Origin of the sequence: Amycolatopsis sp. MtRt-6, assembly GCF_017308975.1 — a bacterium.
GTDB lineage: Bacteria > Actinomycetota > Actinomycetes > Mycobacteriales > Pseudonocardiaceae > Amycolatopsis.
In genome coordinates, this window is sequence record NZ_JADWPD010000015.1 from 205,279 (window position 1) to 219,958 (window position 14,680).

14 protein-coding genes are annotated in these 14,680 nt (G+C 73.5%); 13 read left to right on the forward strand and 1 reads right to left on the reverse strand.

The features are described from left to right. The first annotated feature begins 8 nt into the window (after positions 1 to 8). The 10 genes from I4Q55_RS25330 to I4Q55_RS25375 all read left to right on the forward strand — a co-directional run bounded on the left by I4Q55_RS25330 (position 9) and on the right by I4Q55_RS25375 (position 8,241). Entirely contained in the window at positions 9 to 785 is a 777-nt protein-coding gene (locus I4Q55_RS25330) for an arylamine N-acetyltransferase (protein WP_242546725.1), read from the forward strand. A 17-nt stretch (positions 786 to 802) separates the two neighbouring features. Next, the gene (locus tag I4Q55_RS25335; protein ID WP_206791066.1) at positions 803 to 991 is read left to right on the forward strand and encodes a hypothetical protein; all 189 of its coding nucleotides are present in this window, start codon (positions 803 to 805) and stop codon (positions 989 to 991) included. Beyond that, entirely contained in the window at positions 988 to 2,043 is a 1,056-nt protein-coding gene (locus tag I4Q55_RS25340) for a 3-dehydroquinate synthase (RefSeq protein ID WP_206791068.1), read from the forward strand. The genes I4Q55_RS25335 and I4Q55_RS25340 overlap by 4 nt, the downstream gene beginning before the upstream one ends. After that, positions 2,040 to 3,296, forward strand: a complete 1,257-nt coding sequence (locus I4Q55_RS25345) for a 3-deoxy-7-phosphoheptulonate synthase (protein ID WP_206791070.1) — start codon at positions 2,040 to 2,042, stop codon at positions 3,294 to 3,296. The genes I4Q55_RS25340 and I4Q55_RS25345 overlap by 4 nt, the downstream gene beginning before the upstream one ends. After that, a complete protein-coding gene (locus tag I4Q55_RS25350) occupies positions 3,293 to 4,081 on the forward strand; it encodes a shikimate dehydrogenase (RefSeq protein WP_206791071.1) in 789 nt (262 codons plus the stop codon). Before I4Q55_RS25345 ends, I4Q55_RS25350 begins: the two co-directional genes overlap by 4 nt. A gap of 84 nt (positions 4,082 to 4,165) precedes the next feature. Beyond that, positions 4,166 to 4,366, forward strand: coding sequence for a hypothetical protein (locus tag I4Q55_RS25355; protein WP_206791072.1), 201 nt, complete (start codon positions 4,166 to 4,168; stop codon positions 4,364 to 4,366). A gap of 31 nt (positions 4,367 to 4,397) precedes the next feature. Beyond that, a complete protein-coding gene (gene rifK / locus I4Q55_RS25360; RefSeq protein ID WP_206791073.1) occupies positions 4,398 to 5,558 on the forward strand; it encodes a 3-amino-5-hydroxybenzoate synthase in 1,161 nt (386 codons plus the stop codon). Beyond that, positions 5,555 to 6,628 (forward strand): Gfo/Idh/MocA family protein, encoded by a 1,074-nt coding sequence (locus I4Q55_RS25365; RefSeq protein ID WP_206791074.1) that lies wholly within the window; start codon positions 5,555 to 5,557, stop codon positions 6,626 to 6,628. The genes rifK and I4Q55_RS25365 overlap by 4 nt, the downstream gene beginning before the upstream one ends. A gap of 12 nt (positions 6,629 to 6,640) precedes the next feature. Next, entirely contained in the window at positions 6,641 to 7,339 is a 699-nt protein-coding gene (locus I4Q55_RS25370; RefSeq protein ID WP_206791075.1) for an HAD-IA family hydrolase, read from the forward strand. Between the two features lie 5 nt (positions 7,340 to 7,344). After that, positions 7,345 to 8,241 (forward strand): ROK family protein, encoded by an 897-nt coding sequence (locus I4Q55_RS25375; protein ID WP_206791076.1) that lies wholly within the window; start codon positions 7,345 to 7,347, stop codon positions 8,239 to 8,241. On the opposite strand, the gene I4Q55_RS25380 is transcribed toward I4Q55_RS25375, so the two are convergent. Beyond that, positions 8,231 to 9,427: a cytochrome P450 gene (locus tag I4Q55_RS25380; RefSeq protein ID WP_206791077.1), complete on the reverse strand. Its 1,197-nt coding sequence runs from the start codon at positions 9,425 to 9,427 to the stop codon at positions 8,231 to 8,233. The genes I4Q55_RS25375 and I4Q55_RS25380 overlap by 11 nt on opposite strands. Positions 9,428 to 9,584: 157 nt before the next feature. On the opposite strand from I4Q55_RS25380, the gene I4Q55_RS50625 reads away from it, so the two are divergent. Genes I4Q55_RS50625 through I4Q55_RS25395 form a run of 3 tightly spaced genes read left to right on the forward strand, consistent with a single transcriptional unit; the run spans position 9,585 to position 14,664 of the window. After that, positions 9,585 to 12,806 (forward strand): S41 family peptidase, encoded by a 3,222-nt coding sequence (locus tag I4Q55_RS50625; RefSeq protein ID WP_206791079.1) that lies wholly within the window; start codon positions 9,585 to 9,587, stop codon positions 12,804 to 12,806. Continuing rightward, positions 12,806 to 13,567 (forward strand): NAD-dependent epimerase/dehydratase family protein, encoded by a 762-nt coding sequence (locus I4Q55_RS25390; protein WP_206791081.1) that lies wholly within the window; start codon positions 12,806 to 12,808, stop codon positions 13,565 to 13,567. The genes I4Q55_RS50625 and I4Q55_RS25390 overlap by 1 nt, the downstream gene beginning before the upstream one ends. 29 nt (positions 13,568 to 13,596) lie before the next feature. Beyond that, positions 13,597 to 14,664 carry an aldo/keto reductase gene (locus I4Q55_RS25395; RefSeq protein ID WP_242546675.1) on the forward strand — a complete coding sequence of 356 codons (1,068 nt, stop codon included), beginning with the start codon at positions 13,597 to 13,599 and terminating at the stop codon, positions 14,662 to 14,664. The last annotated feature ends 16 nt before the right edge of the window (positions 14,665 to 14,680 follow it).

Consider the following 14,680-nt stretch of genomic DNA (forward strand, 5'->3'; position numbering starts at 1 on the left):
TGGTGAAACTGTTCGACGCAAGTACCTACCTCCGGCGGATCGGCTGCGCCGGAGCCACCGGCGCGAACCTGGAAACGCTGCGCAGGCTGCAGAAGAGCCACCTGATGGCGATCCCGTACAGCAGCGTCGCCTACGGCCTGCGTGACGCGGTCGACGTCGTCGACATCGACGAGGACGCCGTCTTCGAAACCAGCGTCGTCGAGGGCAAGGGCGGCGCCTGCTACCACCTGAACCGGCTGTTCCACCGGCTCCTGACCGAACTCGGCTTCGACGTTTCGCCGCTCGCCGGCAGCACCACCGAAGGCCGCGAGACCTTCGGGACCGACGTCGAGCACATGTTCAACCTGGTCACCCTGGACGGCCGCGAATGGCTCGTCGACGTCGGCTACCCCGGCCCGACCTACCTCGAGCCGCTGCCGGTCGCCGGGGGTGTGCACACCCAGTACGGGAGCCAGTTCCGGCTGGTGGAACGGGAATCCGGGTACGCGCTGCAACGCCGGGGCGCGGTCACCCGCTGGAGCGTCGTCTACACGTTCACGACGCAGCCCCGCCAGTGGAGCGACTGGAAGGAGCTGGAGGACAACTTCCGGGCCCTCGTGGGCGACACCGCCCGCACGGACCTGCAGGAGGTCCTGTGCGGCCGGGCGTTCGGGAACGGCCAGGTGTTCCTGCGGCAGCGCCGGTACCTGACGGTCCGGGACGGCCGCGAGCAGGTGCGCACGATCACCGACGACGACGAGCACCGCGCGCTGATCGACCGCGTGCTGTCCGGCGAGCTCGGCTGAACCGGGAAGGGAAGACGATGCGGAAAAGGGACGGCCTGCTGGCCCGGTTCGCCGGCCTGTGCAGGTCCGCGTACGCGCACCACTACATCCCGTACCTCAATTTCTTCTACGGCGGCGAGTACCTCCACCACGGCAGCGAGCCGGTCACCCGGATCGCCGACCTGCCGTACCGGACGCTGCCGGAGCCGCGGGAGAAGGCACCGTGAGCACCACGATTCCGGTACGCCTGAACGAGCGTTCCTACGACGTGCTCGTCGGCTCCGGGATGCGGAACTCGCTGCCCGAAGTCGTCCGGCGGCTCGGCGCCCGGCGGGCCGCGGTCGTCTCGGCGCGCCCGGCGGACTGGGTGCCGGACACCGGCGTCGAGACGCTCCTGCTGCCGGCCCGCGACGGCGAACCGGACAAGCGGTTGTCCACAGTGGAGGAACTGTGTGGCGAGTTCGCGCGGTTCGGGCTGACCCGGTCCGACGTCGTCGTCTCCTGCGGCGGCGGCACGACCACGGACGTCGCCGGGCTGGCGGCCGCGCTCTACCACCGCGGGGTCGCCGTGGTCCACCTGCCCACGACGCTGCTCGCGCAGGTCGACGCCAGCGTCGGCGGGAAGACCGCGGTGAACCTGCCGGCGGGCAAGAACCTGGTCGGCGCGTACTGGCAGCCCAGCGCGGTCCTGTGCGACACCGACTACCTGACGACCCTGCCGCGGCGGGAGGTGCTGAACGGCCTCGGCGAGATCGCCCGGTGCCACTTCATCGGCGCGCCGGACCTGCGCGGGCGGTCGCTGCCCGAGCAGATCGCCGCGAGCGTCACCCTCAAGGCGCGCATCGTGGCGCAGGACGAGCGGGACACCGGGCTGCGGCACCTGCTCAACTACGGCCACACGCTGGGCCACGCGCTGGAGATCGCGACGGACTTCGCCCTGCGGCACGGCGAGGCCGTGGCCATCGGCACGGTCTTCGCGGGCCGGCTGGCGGGCGCGCTGGGTCGCATCGATCAGTCCCGGGTGGACGAACACCTCGCCGTCGTCCGCCACTACGGCCTGCCTGCGGCGTTGCCCGACGACGTCGACGCGGCGGTCCTGCTCCGGCAGATGCACCGGGACAAGAAGGCGATCACCGGGCTCGCCTTCGTCCTGGACGGCCCCCGCGGCGCGGAGCTGGTGAGCGACGTGCCGGCGGAGCTCGTGGCGCGCGTCCTCGGCGAGATGCCCCGCGACCGCCTGGCGGACCTGGTCGCGGCAACCGAGACGGCACCGGCATGAGGCGGCTCCTGCACGGACCCGCCGAGCCGGGCGGCCCCATCCACCGCCGAGCGGTGGACCGGGCGCTGGGCCGCAGGCTGGACGAGGCACTGGCCCGGCCCGCCGCGCAGCAGCCGGACTGGCCGGACCCCGCGCGGGCGGCCCGGGTGGCCGGCCGGCTGCACGACGCCGAGCCGGTCGTCGCGCCGGCGGAGACGGCCCGCCTGGCGGCGCGGCTCGCGGCCGTCGCCCGCGGCGAGGCGTTCCTGCTGCAGGGCGGCGACTGCGCGGAGACGTTCGCCGGCAACACCGAGGCCCACGTGCGGGCCAACCTGCGGCTGCTGGCGGAGATGGCGGACGTGCTCGCGGCGGCGGCCGGCCTGCCGGTGGTCAAGCTCGCCCGGATGGCCGGGCAGTACGCCAAGCCGCGGTCCAGCCCCGTCGACGCGCTGGGGCTGCCCGTCTACCGCGGCGACATCGTCAACGCCCCGGAACCCACCGCCGAGGCCCGGACCCCGGACCCGCGCCGGATGCTGCGGGCCCACGCCCACGCGATCGAGGCGATGGACCTGGTCCGCAAGTTCTGCGCGGACGACGTCCACGTCAGCCACGAAATGCTCCTGCTCGACTACGAACGAGCCGTGCTGTGGGCGGACCCGACCGGCCCGGAACCGCGGTTGTCCAGCGGGCTGGCGCACTTCCTGTGGATCGGCGAGCGCACCCGCCAGCTCGACGGGGCCCACATCGCCTTCGCGGAACTGCTGTCCAACCCGATCGGCCTCAAGCTCGGGCCGGGCGTGACACCCGAACAGGCCGTCGAGTACGTGGAACGCCTCGACCCGCACCGCACGCCGGGCCGGCTGACGCTGGTCAGCCGGATGGGCCACGACCTGGTCCGCGACGTGCTCCCGCCGATCGTGGAGAAGGTCGCCGCCTCCGGGCACGAGGTGATCTGGCAGTGCGACCCGATGCACGGCAACACCCGCCGGTCGGGCAACGGGTTCAAGACCCGCCACTTCGACCACGTGCTCGACGAGCTCGCCGGCTTCTTCGAAGTGCACCGCGGCCTCGGTACCCACCCCGGCGGCATCCACGTCGAGGTGACCGGCGAGGACGTGACGGAATGCCTCGGCGGTTCCCCCGGCGTCGCCGAGGCCGACCTGCCCGCCCGCTACCTGACCGCGTGCGACCCGCGGCTCAACGCGAGCCAGGCGGTGCAGCTGGCCCACCTGGTCGCGCGGTTGTGGTGCGGCAAGGAGGTGGAGGTCCGGTGATCAGCGGGACCACCCGGCTCTACGTCGTCCTGGGCGATCCCGTCACGCAGGTCCGGTCGCCCGGGTTGCTGAACCCGCTGTTCGCGCGGCTGGGCGTCGACGCGGTGCTCGTTCCGGTGCACGCGAAACCCGGGGACCTCGCGCGGGTCGTCGGCGGCCTGCGGGACATCGGCAACCTCGACGGCATCTTCGTCACGGTGCCGCACAAGACGGCCGCCGCCGGGCTCGCCGACCGCCGCGGCCCGATGGTGGAGATCACCGGCAGCGCCAACGCGCTCCGGCGGGAAGCGGACGGCGGCTGGTACGCGGAGAACTTCGACGGCCTCGGTTTCGTGGCCGGCCTCGCGGGGGCGGGCCACGACGTCAAGGGCGAACGGGTGTCGCTCGTCGGCGCGGGCGGCGCGGGCAGCGCGATCGCGGCCGCCCTCCTGGACGCCGGGGCGGACCGGCTTTCGGTGTGCGACCCGGACACCGCGAAGCTGCACGCCCTCCGTGACCGCCTGGACGCGCACTGGCCGGGCCGGACCGCCACCTCGGCCGAACCGGACACCGACGGTGCCGCCCTCGTCGTGAACGCCACCCCGCTCGGGCTGGCCCCGGGCGATCCGCTGCCGTTCCGGCCGCGGCTGCTGCCACCGGGCTGCGTGGTGGCCGACATCATCATGAAGCCCCGGGAAACGCGGCTGCTGCGCGAAGCGGCGGAACTCGGGCATCCCGTCCATTACGGAATGCACATGCTCGACGGTCAGCTGGACTCCTACCGGGCCTTTTTCGGGTGGCCGTGAACGGCCGGACTACTACCAGGCCGGGGGATGCGGCCCGGCCGGGCGCCGCCATATTTTGGGAACCGGGCGAAGATTCGGAGAAATATGGATGCGCGACAGCCCGCAGAACTCCCGCAGCCGGTCGAGTATGACGAAGCCGCGTGGGATGAACTGGTGAAACACCTGGAAAGCGAGCGCGGCGACAGCCATGTCGCCGAGCGGACGCCCGCGGCCGGTACGAATGCGGTGGACCTCGTTCTGCAATGCCTGATGGACTCGTACCGCGCTTTGTTCGGCCTTTGGTGAAGAGGTTCGACCCATGGAGAATCGGAGAGACATGAACGCGCGACAGGCACCGGTGTTCCCCCAATGGCCGCACTACGACGAGGCCGAGCGGGAAGGCCTGATCCGGGCGCTGGAGCAGGGCCTGTGGTGGCGGATGGGCGGCGACGAGGTCAATTCCTTCGAGCGCGAGTTCGCCGAGCACCACGGTGCCGAGCACGCGCTCGCGGTCACCAACGGCACGCACGCGCTGGAGCTCGCCCTGCAGTGCATGGACGTCGGGCCGGGCACCGAGGTCATCGTGCCGGCCTTCACCTTCATCTCGTCTTCCCAGGCGGCGCAGCGGCTCGGCGCGGTCGCGGTCCCGGTCGACGTCGACCCGGAGACCTACTGCATCGACGTGGCGGCCGCCGCGGACGCGATCACCCCGCGCACCAAGGTGATCATGCCGGTGCACATGGCCGGGCTGATGGCGGACATGGACGCGCTCGCCAAGCTGTCCGCCGACACCGGCGTGCAGATCCTCCAGGACGCCGCGCACGCGCACGGCGCCCGCTGGCAGGGCAAGCGCGTCGGCGAGCTGGGCACGGTCGCGACGTTCAGCTTCCAGAACGGCAAGCTGATGACCGCGGGCGAAGGCGGCGCCGTGCTCTTCCCGGAGCAGGAGATGCACGAGCGCGCGTTCCTGCGCCACAGCTGCGGCCGGCCGAAGAACGACACCCGGTACCTGCACCTGATCGCCGGCTCCAACATGCGGCTCAACGAGTTCTCGGCGTCCGTGCTGCGTGCCCAGCTCAGCCGCCTCGACGCCCAGATCGCCCTCCGCGACGAGCGCTGGGCCCTGCTGTCCCGGCTGCTCGCCGGGATCGACGGCGTCGTCCCGCAGGGCGACGACCCGCGCGCCGACCGGAACTCGCACTACATGGCCATGTTCCGCGTGCCGGGGATCACCGAGGAGCGGCGCAACGCGCTGGTCGGGAAGCTCGTCGCCGCCGGCCTGCCCGCGTTCGCCGGGTTCCGCGCGATCTACCGCACCGAAGCGTTCTGGGAGATCGGCGCGCCGGAGGAAAGCCTCGAAGCGGTCGCGAAGCGGTGCCCGAACACCGAAGCCATCAGCCAGGACTGCGTGTGGCTGCACCACCGCACCCTGCTGGCCGGGGAGGCCGAGATGCACGCGACCGCCGAGATCATCGCCGACGCGGTGGCGTCTGCATGACTGTCAAGGTCGCCGTGGTCGGTCTCGGCTGGGCCGGCCGGGAACTGTGGCTGCCGCTGCTGCGGGAGCACGCGGACTTCGAGGTGGTCGCCGCCGTCGACGCCGACCCGGCGTCGCGCGCGGCCTTCACCAAGACGGCGGGCATCGCGGTGCACGCGGGCGTGGAAGCGCTCTCCGCGCGGGAGGTCGGCCTGGCGGTCGTCGCCGTCCCGAACCACCTGCACGCCGAGGTGGCCGGCTCGCTGATGGCCACCGGGATCCCCGTCTTCCTGGAGAAACCGGTGTGCCTGACCTCTTCCGAGGTCGACGTCCTGGCGGCCGCCGAACGCAGCGGCGGGATGCTGCTGGCCGGCAGCGCCGCCCGGTACCGCGCCGACGTCGCGGCGCTGGCGCGGGTCGTGCCCGGCCTCGGCGACATCCGGCACGTCGACCTGGCGTGGGTCCGGTCGCGCGGCGTGCCGCGCGCGGGCTGGTTCACCCAGCGCGACAAGGCGGGCGGCGGGGTGCTGTTCGACCTCGGCTGGCACCTGCTCGACACGCTCGCGTACCTGCTCGGCCCCGGCCGGTTCACGCAGGTGACGGGGTCGACTTCGGACGACTTCGTCAACGTCGGCGCGTGGAGCGCGGCCTGGCGCAAGGACTCTTCCGGTGCCGACGCCGCCGACGTCGAGGACACCGCCCGCGGGTTCCTCGTCCGCGACGACGGCGTCTCCGTTTCCCTGCGGGCCAGCTGGGCCTCGCACGAGGCACGGGACGTCACGCTGATCCGCGTCGAAGGCAGTGCCGGCGTCGCGGAGCTGCGGTGCACGTTCGGCTTCAGCCCCAACCGGCAGCCCGCCCCCGAGCTGACGCTGACCAGCGAGGGGACCACCACCCCCCTCGCCCTGCCCGCCGAGCCGATCGGCGCCGAGTACCGGCGCCAGCTGGACGGGCTCGCCGCGCGGCTGGCCGACCCCGGCAACCGCGGCGTCGCCGTCGCCGAGGCCCGGCCGATCGTCCGGATGATCGAGAACTTCTACGCCTCGGCCCGCTCGGTGCGCGACCCGCGCCCGGTCCCGGCGTACCAGTAGAGAGGGTGCTCCATGGCTTTCCCGATCGTCGACCGGCCCGCCACCGAGGCCGATCCCTCGGTGTCCGCCCGGCACGCGGTCATCTTCGACCTCGACGGGGTCGTCGTCGACAGCTTCGCGGTGATGAGTGAAGCCTTCGCCATCGCGTATGCCGAAGTCGTCGGCGACGGCCCGGCGCCGTTCGAGGAGTACCGGCGCCACCTCGGCCGGTACTTCCCCGACATCATGCGGATCATGGACCTGCCGCTGGCGATGGAGGAACCGTTCGTCCGCGAGAGCTACCGCCTCGCCGACCAGGTGACGGTTTTCGACGGTGTCGTCGAACTGCTGCTGACCCTCCGGGCGCGCGGGCTGAAACTGGCCATCGCGACCGGCAAGAGCGGTCCGCGGGCACGTTCGCTGCTCGACCGGCTCGGCCTGCTGCCGTTCTTCGCGCACGTGATCGGCTCGGACGAGGTCGCCCGGCCGAAGCCGGCCCCCGACATGGTGCTCAAGGCACTGGACCTGCTGGACGTGCCTGCCGAGCGGGCCATCATGGTCGGCGACGCGCCGACCGACCTGGCCAGCGCCCGGGACGCGGGGGTCGCTTCGGCCGCCGCGCTGTGGGCGCCCCCGGACGACGTCGGCGAGCTGCTCGCGGCCGGCCCCGACGTGGTGCTGGAGCGGCCGGCCGACCTCCTCGCCCTCTGCCCGGCGCTGTCGCTCCGCTGAGCCCGGTGGACCACTACCTCGGGATCGACGTCGGCGGCACGAAGGTCGCCTTCCGCGTCGAGACCGGCACCGGGCCGGTCGACGAGACCGCGTTCGGCTGGGGGCCGCGGCACAGCGCCGAGGCGGACCTCGCCCAGCTCGCCGGGCACGTGGCCGAGTTGCGGACGCGGCTCGGCTCGCCCCTGCGGGCGGTGGGGGTCGCCATGCCCGGCACGGCCGGGCCGGACGGCCGGGTCACCGCGTGGCCCAGCCGTCCCGAATGGACCGGGCTGGCGCTGGACGTCGCGCTGCGCGACCTGTTTCCCGGGTCGGTCGTCGCCTGGGCGGACGACGGTGACCTCGGCGCGCTCGCCGAGGCCCGCGCCGCGGGCTGCGACAACCTGCTCTACGTCGGCGTGGGCACCGGCATCGGCGGCGGCCTGGTGCTGCACGGCGAACCCTGCCCCGGGACCGCCCGCGGCTCGTTCGAGCTCGGCCACGTCGTCGTCGAACTGGACGGGCCGCCCTGCGTGTGCGGCCGGCGCGGCTGCCTGCAGGCCATCGCCTCCGGACCGGCCACTTTGGACCGTGCGGCCCGGTTGCGGGGCACGGCGGTGACGTTCGACGACCTGCGTCAGGCCTGGGGCGACGGCCGGCCGTGGGCGGTGGACGCGGTCCGCCGGACCGCCCGTGCCCTGGCCGCCGCGGTGACCGGCGTGCAGGAGCTGGTGCACCCCGACCGCGTGGTGATCGGCGGCGGTTTCGCCGCGGGCCTGCCCGGGTTCGCCGGCCGGGTTTCCGAGCACCTCGCCGAGTTCGCCCGGCCCGGTCAGCCGCCGTTGCCGGCGGCACCGGCCGCGCTGGGAGGCCTGTCCTCCCTGCGCGGCGCGGTGTCCCTGGCCCGCCTGGTCGCTACCAGGTGACCGGCAGCTTGACCATGCCCTGCACGGCGTGACCCGGCCGGAAGGGAATCTCCTCGGCCGCGGTCGCCAGGCGCAGGTCCGGCAGCCGCTCGAAGAGCCGCTGCAGCGCGATCTCCTGGATGATCCGGGCCAGGTTCTGGCCAAGGCACTGGTGAGCGCCGAACCCGAACGCGATGTGGTTGCGGGTCGGGCGGTGCCAGTCCAGGACGTCCGGGTCCTCGCGGACGTCCTCGTGGCGGTTGAGCACCGACGTCAGGAAGATGATGCCGTCGTCCTCGCGGATGGTGACCCCGCCGATCTCGATGTCCGCCGTCGCCACCCGGGTGATGCCGTCGGTGATGGACGTGTAGCGCAGCAGCTCTTCGCCGGCCGCGCCCCACAGCGACGGGTCGGCGCGCAGCTCGGCGAGCCGCTCCGGGTTGTCCAGCAACGTGAAGATGCCGAGGGACAGCATGCTGGCCGTGGTTTCGAAGCCGGCGCCGAGGATGACGATCGTCAGGTCGACCAGGTCGGCGCGGGACACCTCGCCTTCGGGCGCCTCGACGAGGTCGCCGAACAGGCCCTCGTTCAGCTTGTGCCGGTTCTCGCCGGCCAGGGCGAGCAGGTACTCCCGGAGCTCCCCCATGGCGATCGCCGGGTTCTCGCCGGAGAGCATCCGGGTCGTCCGCTGCTCGAAGTGGTCGTGGTCCTCGTACGGCACGCCCAGCAGGTGGCACATCACCATCGACGGCAGCGGCTGCGCGAAGTCGGTGACGAGGTCCGCGGGCGGCCCCTTCTCGACCATCGTGTCGAGCACCCGCGCGGCGATCTCGTGGATGCGCGGCCGCAGGGCGCTGATCCGCCGGTGCGTGAAGCTCGGGATCAGCCGCCCGCGCTGCACCTTGTGCACCGGGTCGTCGACACCCACCAGCGGCGGGGTGAGGCGGTTGCGGATGCGCCCGACCACCTCGGTCGTCGCGGGGAAGGCCGGGTTCCGGCGGTCGGTGGACAGGCGGGGGTCGGCCAGCAGCCGGCGGGCCTCGGTGTGGCCGGTGACGCCCCAGACCACGCGGCCGTCGTACAGCTCCAGCTGCGAGATCGGGCCGCGCCCGGCCGCCGCCCGGTAGCCGGCCGGCGGCTGGTACGGGCAGGTCCGGTCCTCGGGGAAGGCGGCGATCTCGGTCACGGGTTCCTCAGTGGCGGTCATGGGCCGTCCCCTCCGGGCGGAAAATGCCTGGCGCGTCGTCATTTCGCGCCCACGTTAGGGAAGGGACCGGCCGCGGAGCATCCTGCAAGCTGGTAGGCGTGGGCGCTATCAGATCGAGGGATGTCCGCGCGATCACGTCTGGCCTAGCGTGCCGAAGGTGACTGCTGACACTTATCTGAGGCACCCCCACGTTGCCGGTGACGTGCTGACCTTCGTGGCTGAGGATCGGGTGTGGCTGGCGTCGGTCGCGGAGGCCCTCGCGGGCACCGCGACGGCGCGGTGCGTGGTCGAGGACGCCGGTCCGGGCGGCGCGCGCGTGTCGCTGCCGCGGCTGAACCCTTCGGCGACGCGGCTCGCGTGGACGTCGGTGACGGGTGGCAACACGGTGGCGTTGCGCGGCGGCTCGCGCGAGGTCTGGTACACCGACCTCGACGGCGGCCGGCCACAGCAGTTGACGCACTGGGCCGACCGGAACACCGCGACCTGCGGCTGGCTTTCCGACACGGAGGTGCTGGCCCGGTCCGGCTACGGCCGCGCGGCCGACCGCCGGGCCTGGATGTTCGCCGTCCCCGTCGCGGGGCCGCCGCGCGAGGTGCCCTGCGGGCCCGCCGCGGAACTCGCGGTGCGCGCCGACGGCGCCCAGCTGGTCGGCACGATGACGGTGTTCGAACCCGTCTACTGGAAGCGCTACCGGGGCGGCTGCGCCGGCAAGATCTGGTATTCGCCGGACGGCAAGACCTTCGAGCCGGTGCTGCGGTCCCTCGGCGGCAACCTGACCAACCCGGTCTGGGCCGGTTCGCGGATGGCGTTCCTCTCCGACCACGAAGGCGTCGGCGCGCTCTACTCCGCGGAAATCGACGGTTCGGACCTGCGCCGGCACGGCGACCTCGGCGAGTTCTACGCGCGCAACGCGACTTCGGACGGCAGTCACGTCGTCTACGAGCAGTCCGGCCGCCTCTTCCTGCTGGCGCCGGGGGAAGCGGAGCCGGTCGAGCTGCGGATCCGGCTGGCGGACGCGGGCCGCGGCCGGCTTCCGCGCACCTGGTCCGGGGCCACGGCGACGGGCGGCTTCGCGCTCGACCCGGCGGGCCGGCACCTGGTCGCCGAGGTGCGCGGCACGCTGCACCTGCTGCCCGCCGAAGGCGGCGAGCCCCGGCCGGTCTTCGCCGTGCCGGGCGCGCGGGCGCGGCTGCCCGTCGTCACCGAGGACGCCGCGACCGTCGTGTGCGTCAGCGACCAGGGCGGCGAGGAGGGCATCGACGTCCTCGCGCAGGACGGCTCCCCGGCCCGCCGGCTGGCGCACGGTGAGCTGGGCCGGGCCCGGGAACTCGTCGTCGCGCCCGACGGGCGGACCGCCGCGGTCGCCACGGACGTCCGGCTGCTGACCGTGGACCTGGCCTCCGGCGCGCTGACCGAGCTGGTCCGCACCGACCATGACCACGGCCCCTGCTCCGGCCTCGCTTTCTCGCCCGGTTCCGACCTGCTGGCCTGGGCGCAGCCGACGGTGTCCCGGGGCGGTGGCCGCAGCCGGATCCGGCTCGCCCGGCTCGCGGACGGCCACGTCGCCGACGTCACCCGCGGCCGGTTCCAGGACGGCTCCCCGGCCTTCACTTCGGACGGCCGGTACCTCGCCTTCCTCTCGGGCAGCACGCTCGACCCGACCGGCCCGAACCTCAACGGCCAGCTGCAGCAGTCCGGGTTCGTCCCGGGCGTGCGGCCGCACCTGGTGCCGCTCGACGGCCGGGCGCCGTCGCCCTTCGACGCGAGTTACGGCGGCTGGCTGGAGGGGGACACGCCTTCGGAGAGCACAGTCGACCTCGAAGGCCTGCCCGAGCGGGTCGTGCCGTTCCCGGTCGAGGCGGGCACCTACGAGTCCCTGGTGGCGATCGAAGGGGGCGTGGCCTGGCTGGACCGGCCGTCCCACGGCGTGCTCGGGGAAGCGACCCGGCACGCGCCCGGACCGCCGCCGATGCCGCGGCTGGTGGGCTACCGGCTCGCGGACGCGAGCCGGCCGACGCTGCTCGACAAGGCGGTGGGCCCCTACGCGGTCGCCGCGAACGGCGGCCGGCTGGCGTACCGCGCCGGCGGTGCCGTGCACGTCAGGCCCCTCGGCGACGACGGGGCCGAGCTGGCCGTCGACCTCGGCGCGATCACGGTCGAGACCGACCCGGTCGCCGAGTGGGGCCAGATGTTCGACGAGTCCTGGCGGCTGGTGCGGGACCGCTACTGGCGCGCCGACGTCGACGGCGTTGACTGGCCGTCGATCGGCGCCCGCTACCGGCGGGTGCTGGACCGGGTCGGCTGCAGCCACGACCTGTTCGACGTGATCATGGAGATGCACGGCGAGCTGAGCGTCTCGCACGTCGGCGTGTTCTTCATCGGCGGTCAGGGCCGGCCCGCGCCGCCGCCCGGGTACCTCGGCGCCGACCTGGCCCCGACGGCCGGGGACGGCTGGCGGATCGAGCGGCTGCTGACCGGCGACATCTCCTCGAGCATGCACCGCACCCCGCTGACCGGACCCGGCGTGACGGCCCGGCCCGGGGACGTCATCACCGCGGTGGACGGCGAGCCCGTCGACCCGGCGTACGGGCCGATGCCGCGGCTCGCCGGGAAGGCCGGCCGCCCGGTCAAGCTGACCCTGCGCCGCGACGACACCGAGTTCCGCCTCACCGTCGTGCCGACGCCGCACGAATCCCGGCTGCGCCACCACGACCTGACCGTGCGCCGCCGCGCGCGGGTGGCCGAGCGGACCGGCGGGCGCGCCGGCTACCTGCGGATCATCGACATGGTGGCCGCGGGGTGGGCCGACCTCAACCGCGACCTGGGCGAGGAGCTCGAGCGGACCGGGCTGATCCTCGACCTGCGGGGCAACCACGGCGGCGACCTCCACCCGCTGCTGGACCTGCTGACCCGGCGGGTCACCGGCTGGCACCAGCCCCGGTTCGCCCAGCCCTACACCTGGCCGTACGACACCGTCCGCGGCCCGGTCGTGGTGGTCGTCGACGAGTTCACCACCTGCGGCCCGGAAAACCTCGTCGTGTCGCTGCAGCTGCTGGGCGCGGCGACGCTCGTCGGCACCCGCACGCACGGCTCGATGACCGGCTCGATCCCGCCCGACCAGGCCCTCCTGGACGGTTCGCGGGTCTCCCAGCCGACGGTGTCGAAGTGGTGGGACGGGCCCGGCTGGCTGGACGGCCACGGCGTCACGCCCGACGTCGAGGTGGAGATCACCCCGCAGGACTGGGTCGCCGACCGCGATCCGCAGCTGGACACCGCGATCGACCTCGTCCTCGCGTCCCTGGACCGCGACGGCCACCCGGTGCCGCCGGCCGCCGGCCCGCCCACCCGCGGCCGGCTGCCGCGGCGCGAGGAGCGCTGATGGAGGTCATCGGCAGCGGCTTCCTCGCCGGCAACTTCGCGGCCCTCGCCGGCTCCCACCCGGGAGTCGTGCTCGCCGCGTTCGGCGTGTCGGTCGCCTCGGAGATCCCCGAAGCGGATTTCGCCCGGGAGGCCACGCGCCTGTACGAGCTGATCGACCGCTGCGAGCGGCGGCAGGAGAAACTCGTGTTCTTCTCCACCGCCTCGGCGGCCATGTACGCGGTGCCCGGGGAACCGGGCCGGGAGGACGGGCCGGTCTTCCCGTCGACCGCGTACGGACGGCACAACCTGGCGCTGGAAGCGGTCCTCGCCGCCTCCCGCACCGACTACCTGGCCCTCCGGCTGGCCCACGTCGTCGGGCCGGCGCAGCACGCGAGGATGCTGGTGCCCGCCCTCGTGCGGCAGATCGAGTCGGGCGCGGTCCGGCTCTACCGCGGCGCGCGGCGCGACCTCATCGACGTCGACGACCTGGTCGACGTCGTGGACCGGCTGCTCGCCACCGGCGCGAGCCGGACCGTCGTCAACGTCGCCACCGGCACGGCCACGCCGATCGAACGGATCGTGGACCACCTCGAAGCCGGGCTCGGGATCCGGGCGGAGCGCGAGTACGTCAGCGACATGGCGAGCCAGCCGGTTTCCGTCGCCCGGCTGCGCCGGCTCGTCCCGGAGGCCGCCCGGCTCGGCGGCGAGGGCTACTGCCGCCGGGTACTGGGCAAGTACTTCCGCGAGTACGCCGGCCGCGCGCCGGTCACGACCGCCTGAGCACCCACTCCTCGACCCAGGGAACCTTCATGACATTCGCCATCGAAGCCAAGCGACCGCCCCGTGAAACCCTCCTGGACCGGCTCGGCACGCCGGGCGAGCCCGACCGGTTCTACACGCACCTGGGCCGGACCGGCCTGCGCGTCAGCCGGCTCGCCCTCGGCACCGTGAACTTCGGCGGCCGGGTCGATGAGGTGGAATCGCACCGGCTGATGGACCACGCGCTGGCGCAGGGCATCAACTTCGTGGACACCGCGAACATGTACGGCTGGCGTGTCTACAAAGGATATACCGAGGAGGTCATCGGGCGGTGGCTGGCGGCGAGCCCGTCGCGGCGCGACGACGTCGTCCTGGCCACCAAGGTCGGCAACGAAATGGCCCCCGGCCCCAACGAACGCGGGCTGTCCGCGCGGCACATCGTCGCCGCGTGCGAGGCGTCGCTGCGCCGGCTGCGCACCGACTGGATCGACCTGTACCAGATGCACCTGGCCGACCACACGAGCAGCTGGGACGAGGTCTGGCAGGCGATGGAACAGCTCGTCGGCCAGGGCAAGGTCCGGTACGTCGGCTCGTCCAACTTCGCGGGCTGGAACCTCGCGGCGGCCCAGGAAACGGCCCGGCAGCGGCACTTCCTCGGCGTGGTGTCCGAACAGTGCGGGTACAACCTGGTGACCCGGTTCCCGGAGCTGGAGGTGCTGCCCGCGGCGCAGGCGTACGGCATCGCGGTGTTCGCCTGGTCCCCGCTGCACGGCGGCCTGCTCAGCGGCGTCCTCCGGAAGCTGGCCGAGGGGACCGCGGTGAAGTCCGCGCAGGGCCGCGCGGTGCCCGCGCTGGAGGAGTGGCGCGACACGATCGCCGAGTACGAACGGTTCTGCCGCGAGATCGGCCGCGAGCCCGCCGACGTCGGGCTCGCGTGGGTGCTGTCCCGCCCCGGGGTGACCGGGGTGGTCATCGGCCCCCGCACCGAAGACCACGTCGACGGCGCGATCGACGCGCTGGGCGCGCCCCTTTCCGAGGCGGAGACCGCCCGGCTCGACGCTCTGTTCCCGCCGGCCGGGCGGGGCGGGCCCGCGCCGCAAGCCTGGATGTCGTCCTGACGCCTGAGAGGAAAGC

What these genes read in the sequence shown, in the direction of transcription:
- I4Q55_RS25335 (WP_206791066.1), top strand. Translation starts at nt 803, where the DNA reads ATGCGGAAAAGGGACGGCCTGCTGGCCCGGTTCGCCGGCCTGTGCAGG.
- I4Q55_RS25345 (WP_206791070.1), top strand. Translation starts at nt 2,040, where the DNA reads ATGAGGCGGCTCCTGCACGGACCCGCCGAGCCGGGCGGCCCCATCCAC.
- I4Q55_RS25355 (WP_206791072.1), top strand. Translation starts at nt 4,166, where the DNA reads ATGGATGCGCGACAGCCCGCAGAACTCCCGCAGCCGGTCGAGTATGAC.
- rifK (WP_206791073.1), top strand. Translation starts at nt 4,398, where the DNA reads ATGAACGCGCGACAGGCACCGGTGTTCCCCCAATGGCCGCACTACGAC.
- I4Q55_RS25365 (WP_206791074.1), top strand. Translation starts at nt 5,555, where the DNA reads ATGACTGTCAAGGTCGCCGTGGTCGGTCTCGGCTGGGCCGGCCGGGAA.
- I4Q55_RS25370 (WP_206791075.1), top strand. Translation starts at nt 6,641, where the DNA reads ATGGCTTTCCCGATCGTCGACCGGCCCGCCACCGAGGCCGATCCCTCG.
- I4Q55_RS25380 (WP_206791077.1), bottom strand. Translation starts at nt 9,427, where the DNA reads ATGACCGCCACTGAGGAACCCGTGACCGAGATCGCCGCCTTCCCCGAG.
- I4Q55_RS25390 (WP_206791081.1), top strand. Translation starts at nt 12,806, where the DNA reads ATGGAGGTCATCGGCAGCGGCTTCCTCGCCGGCAACTTCGCGGCCCTC.
- I4Q55_RS25395 (WP_242546675.1), top strand. Translation starts at nt 13,597, where the DNA reads ATGACATTCGCCATCGAAGCCAAGCGACCGCCCCGTGAAACCCTCCTG.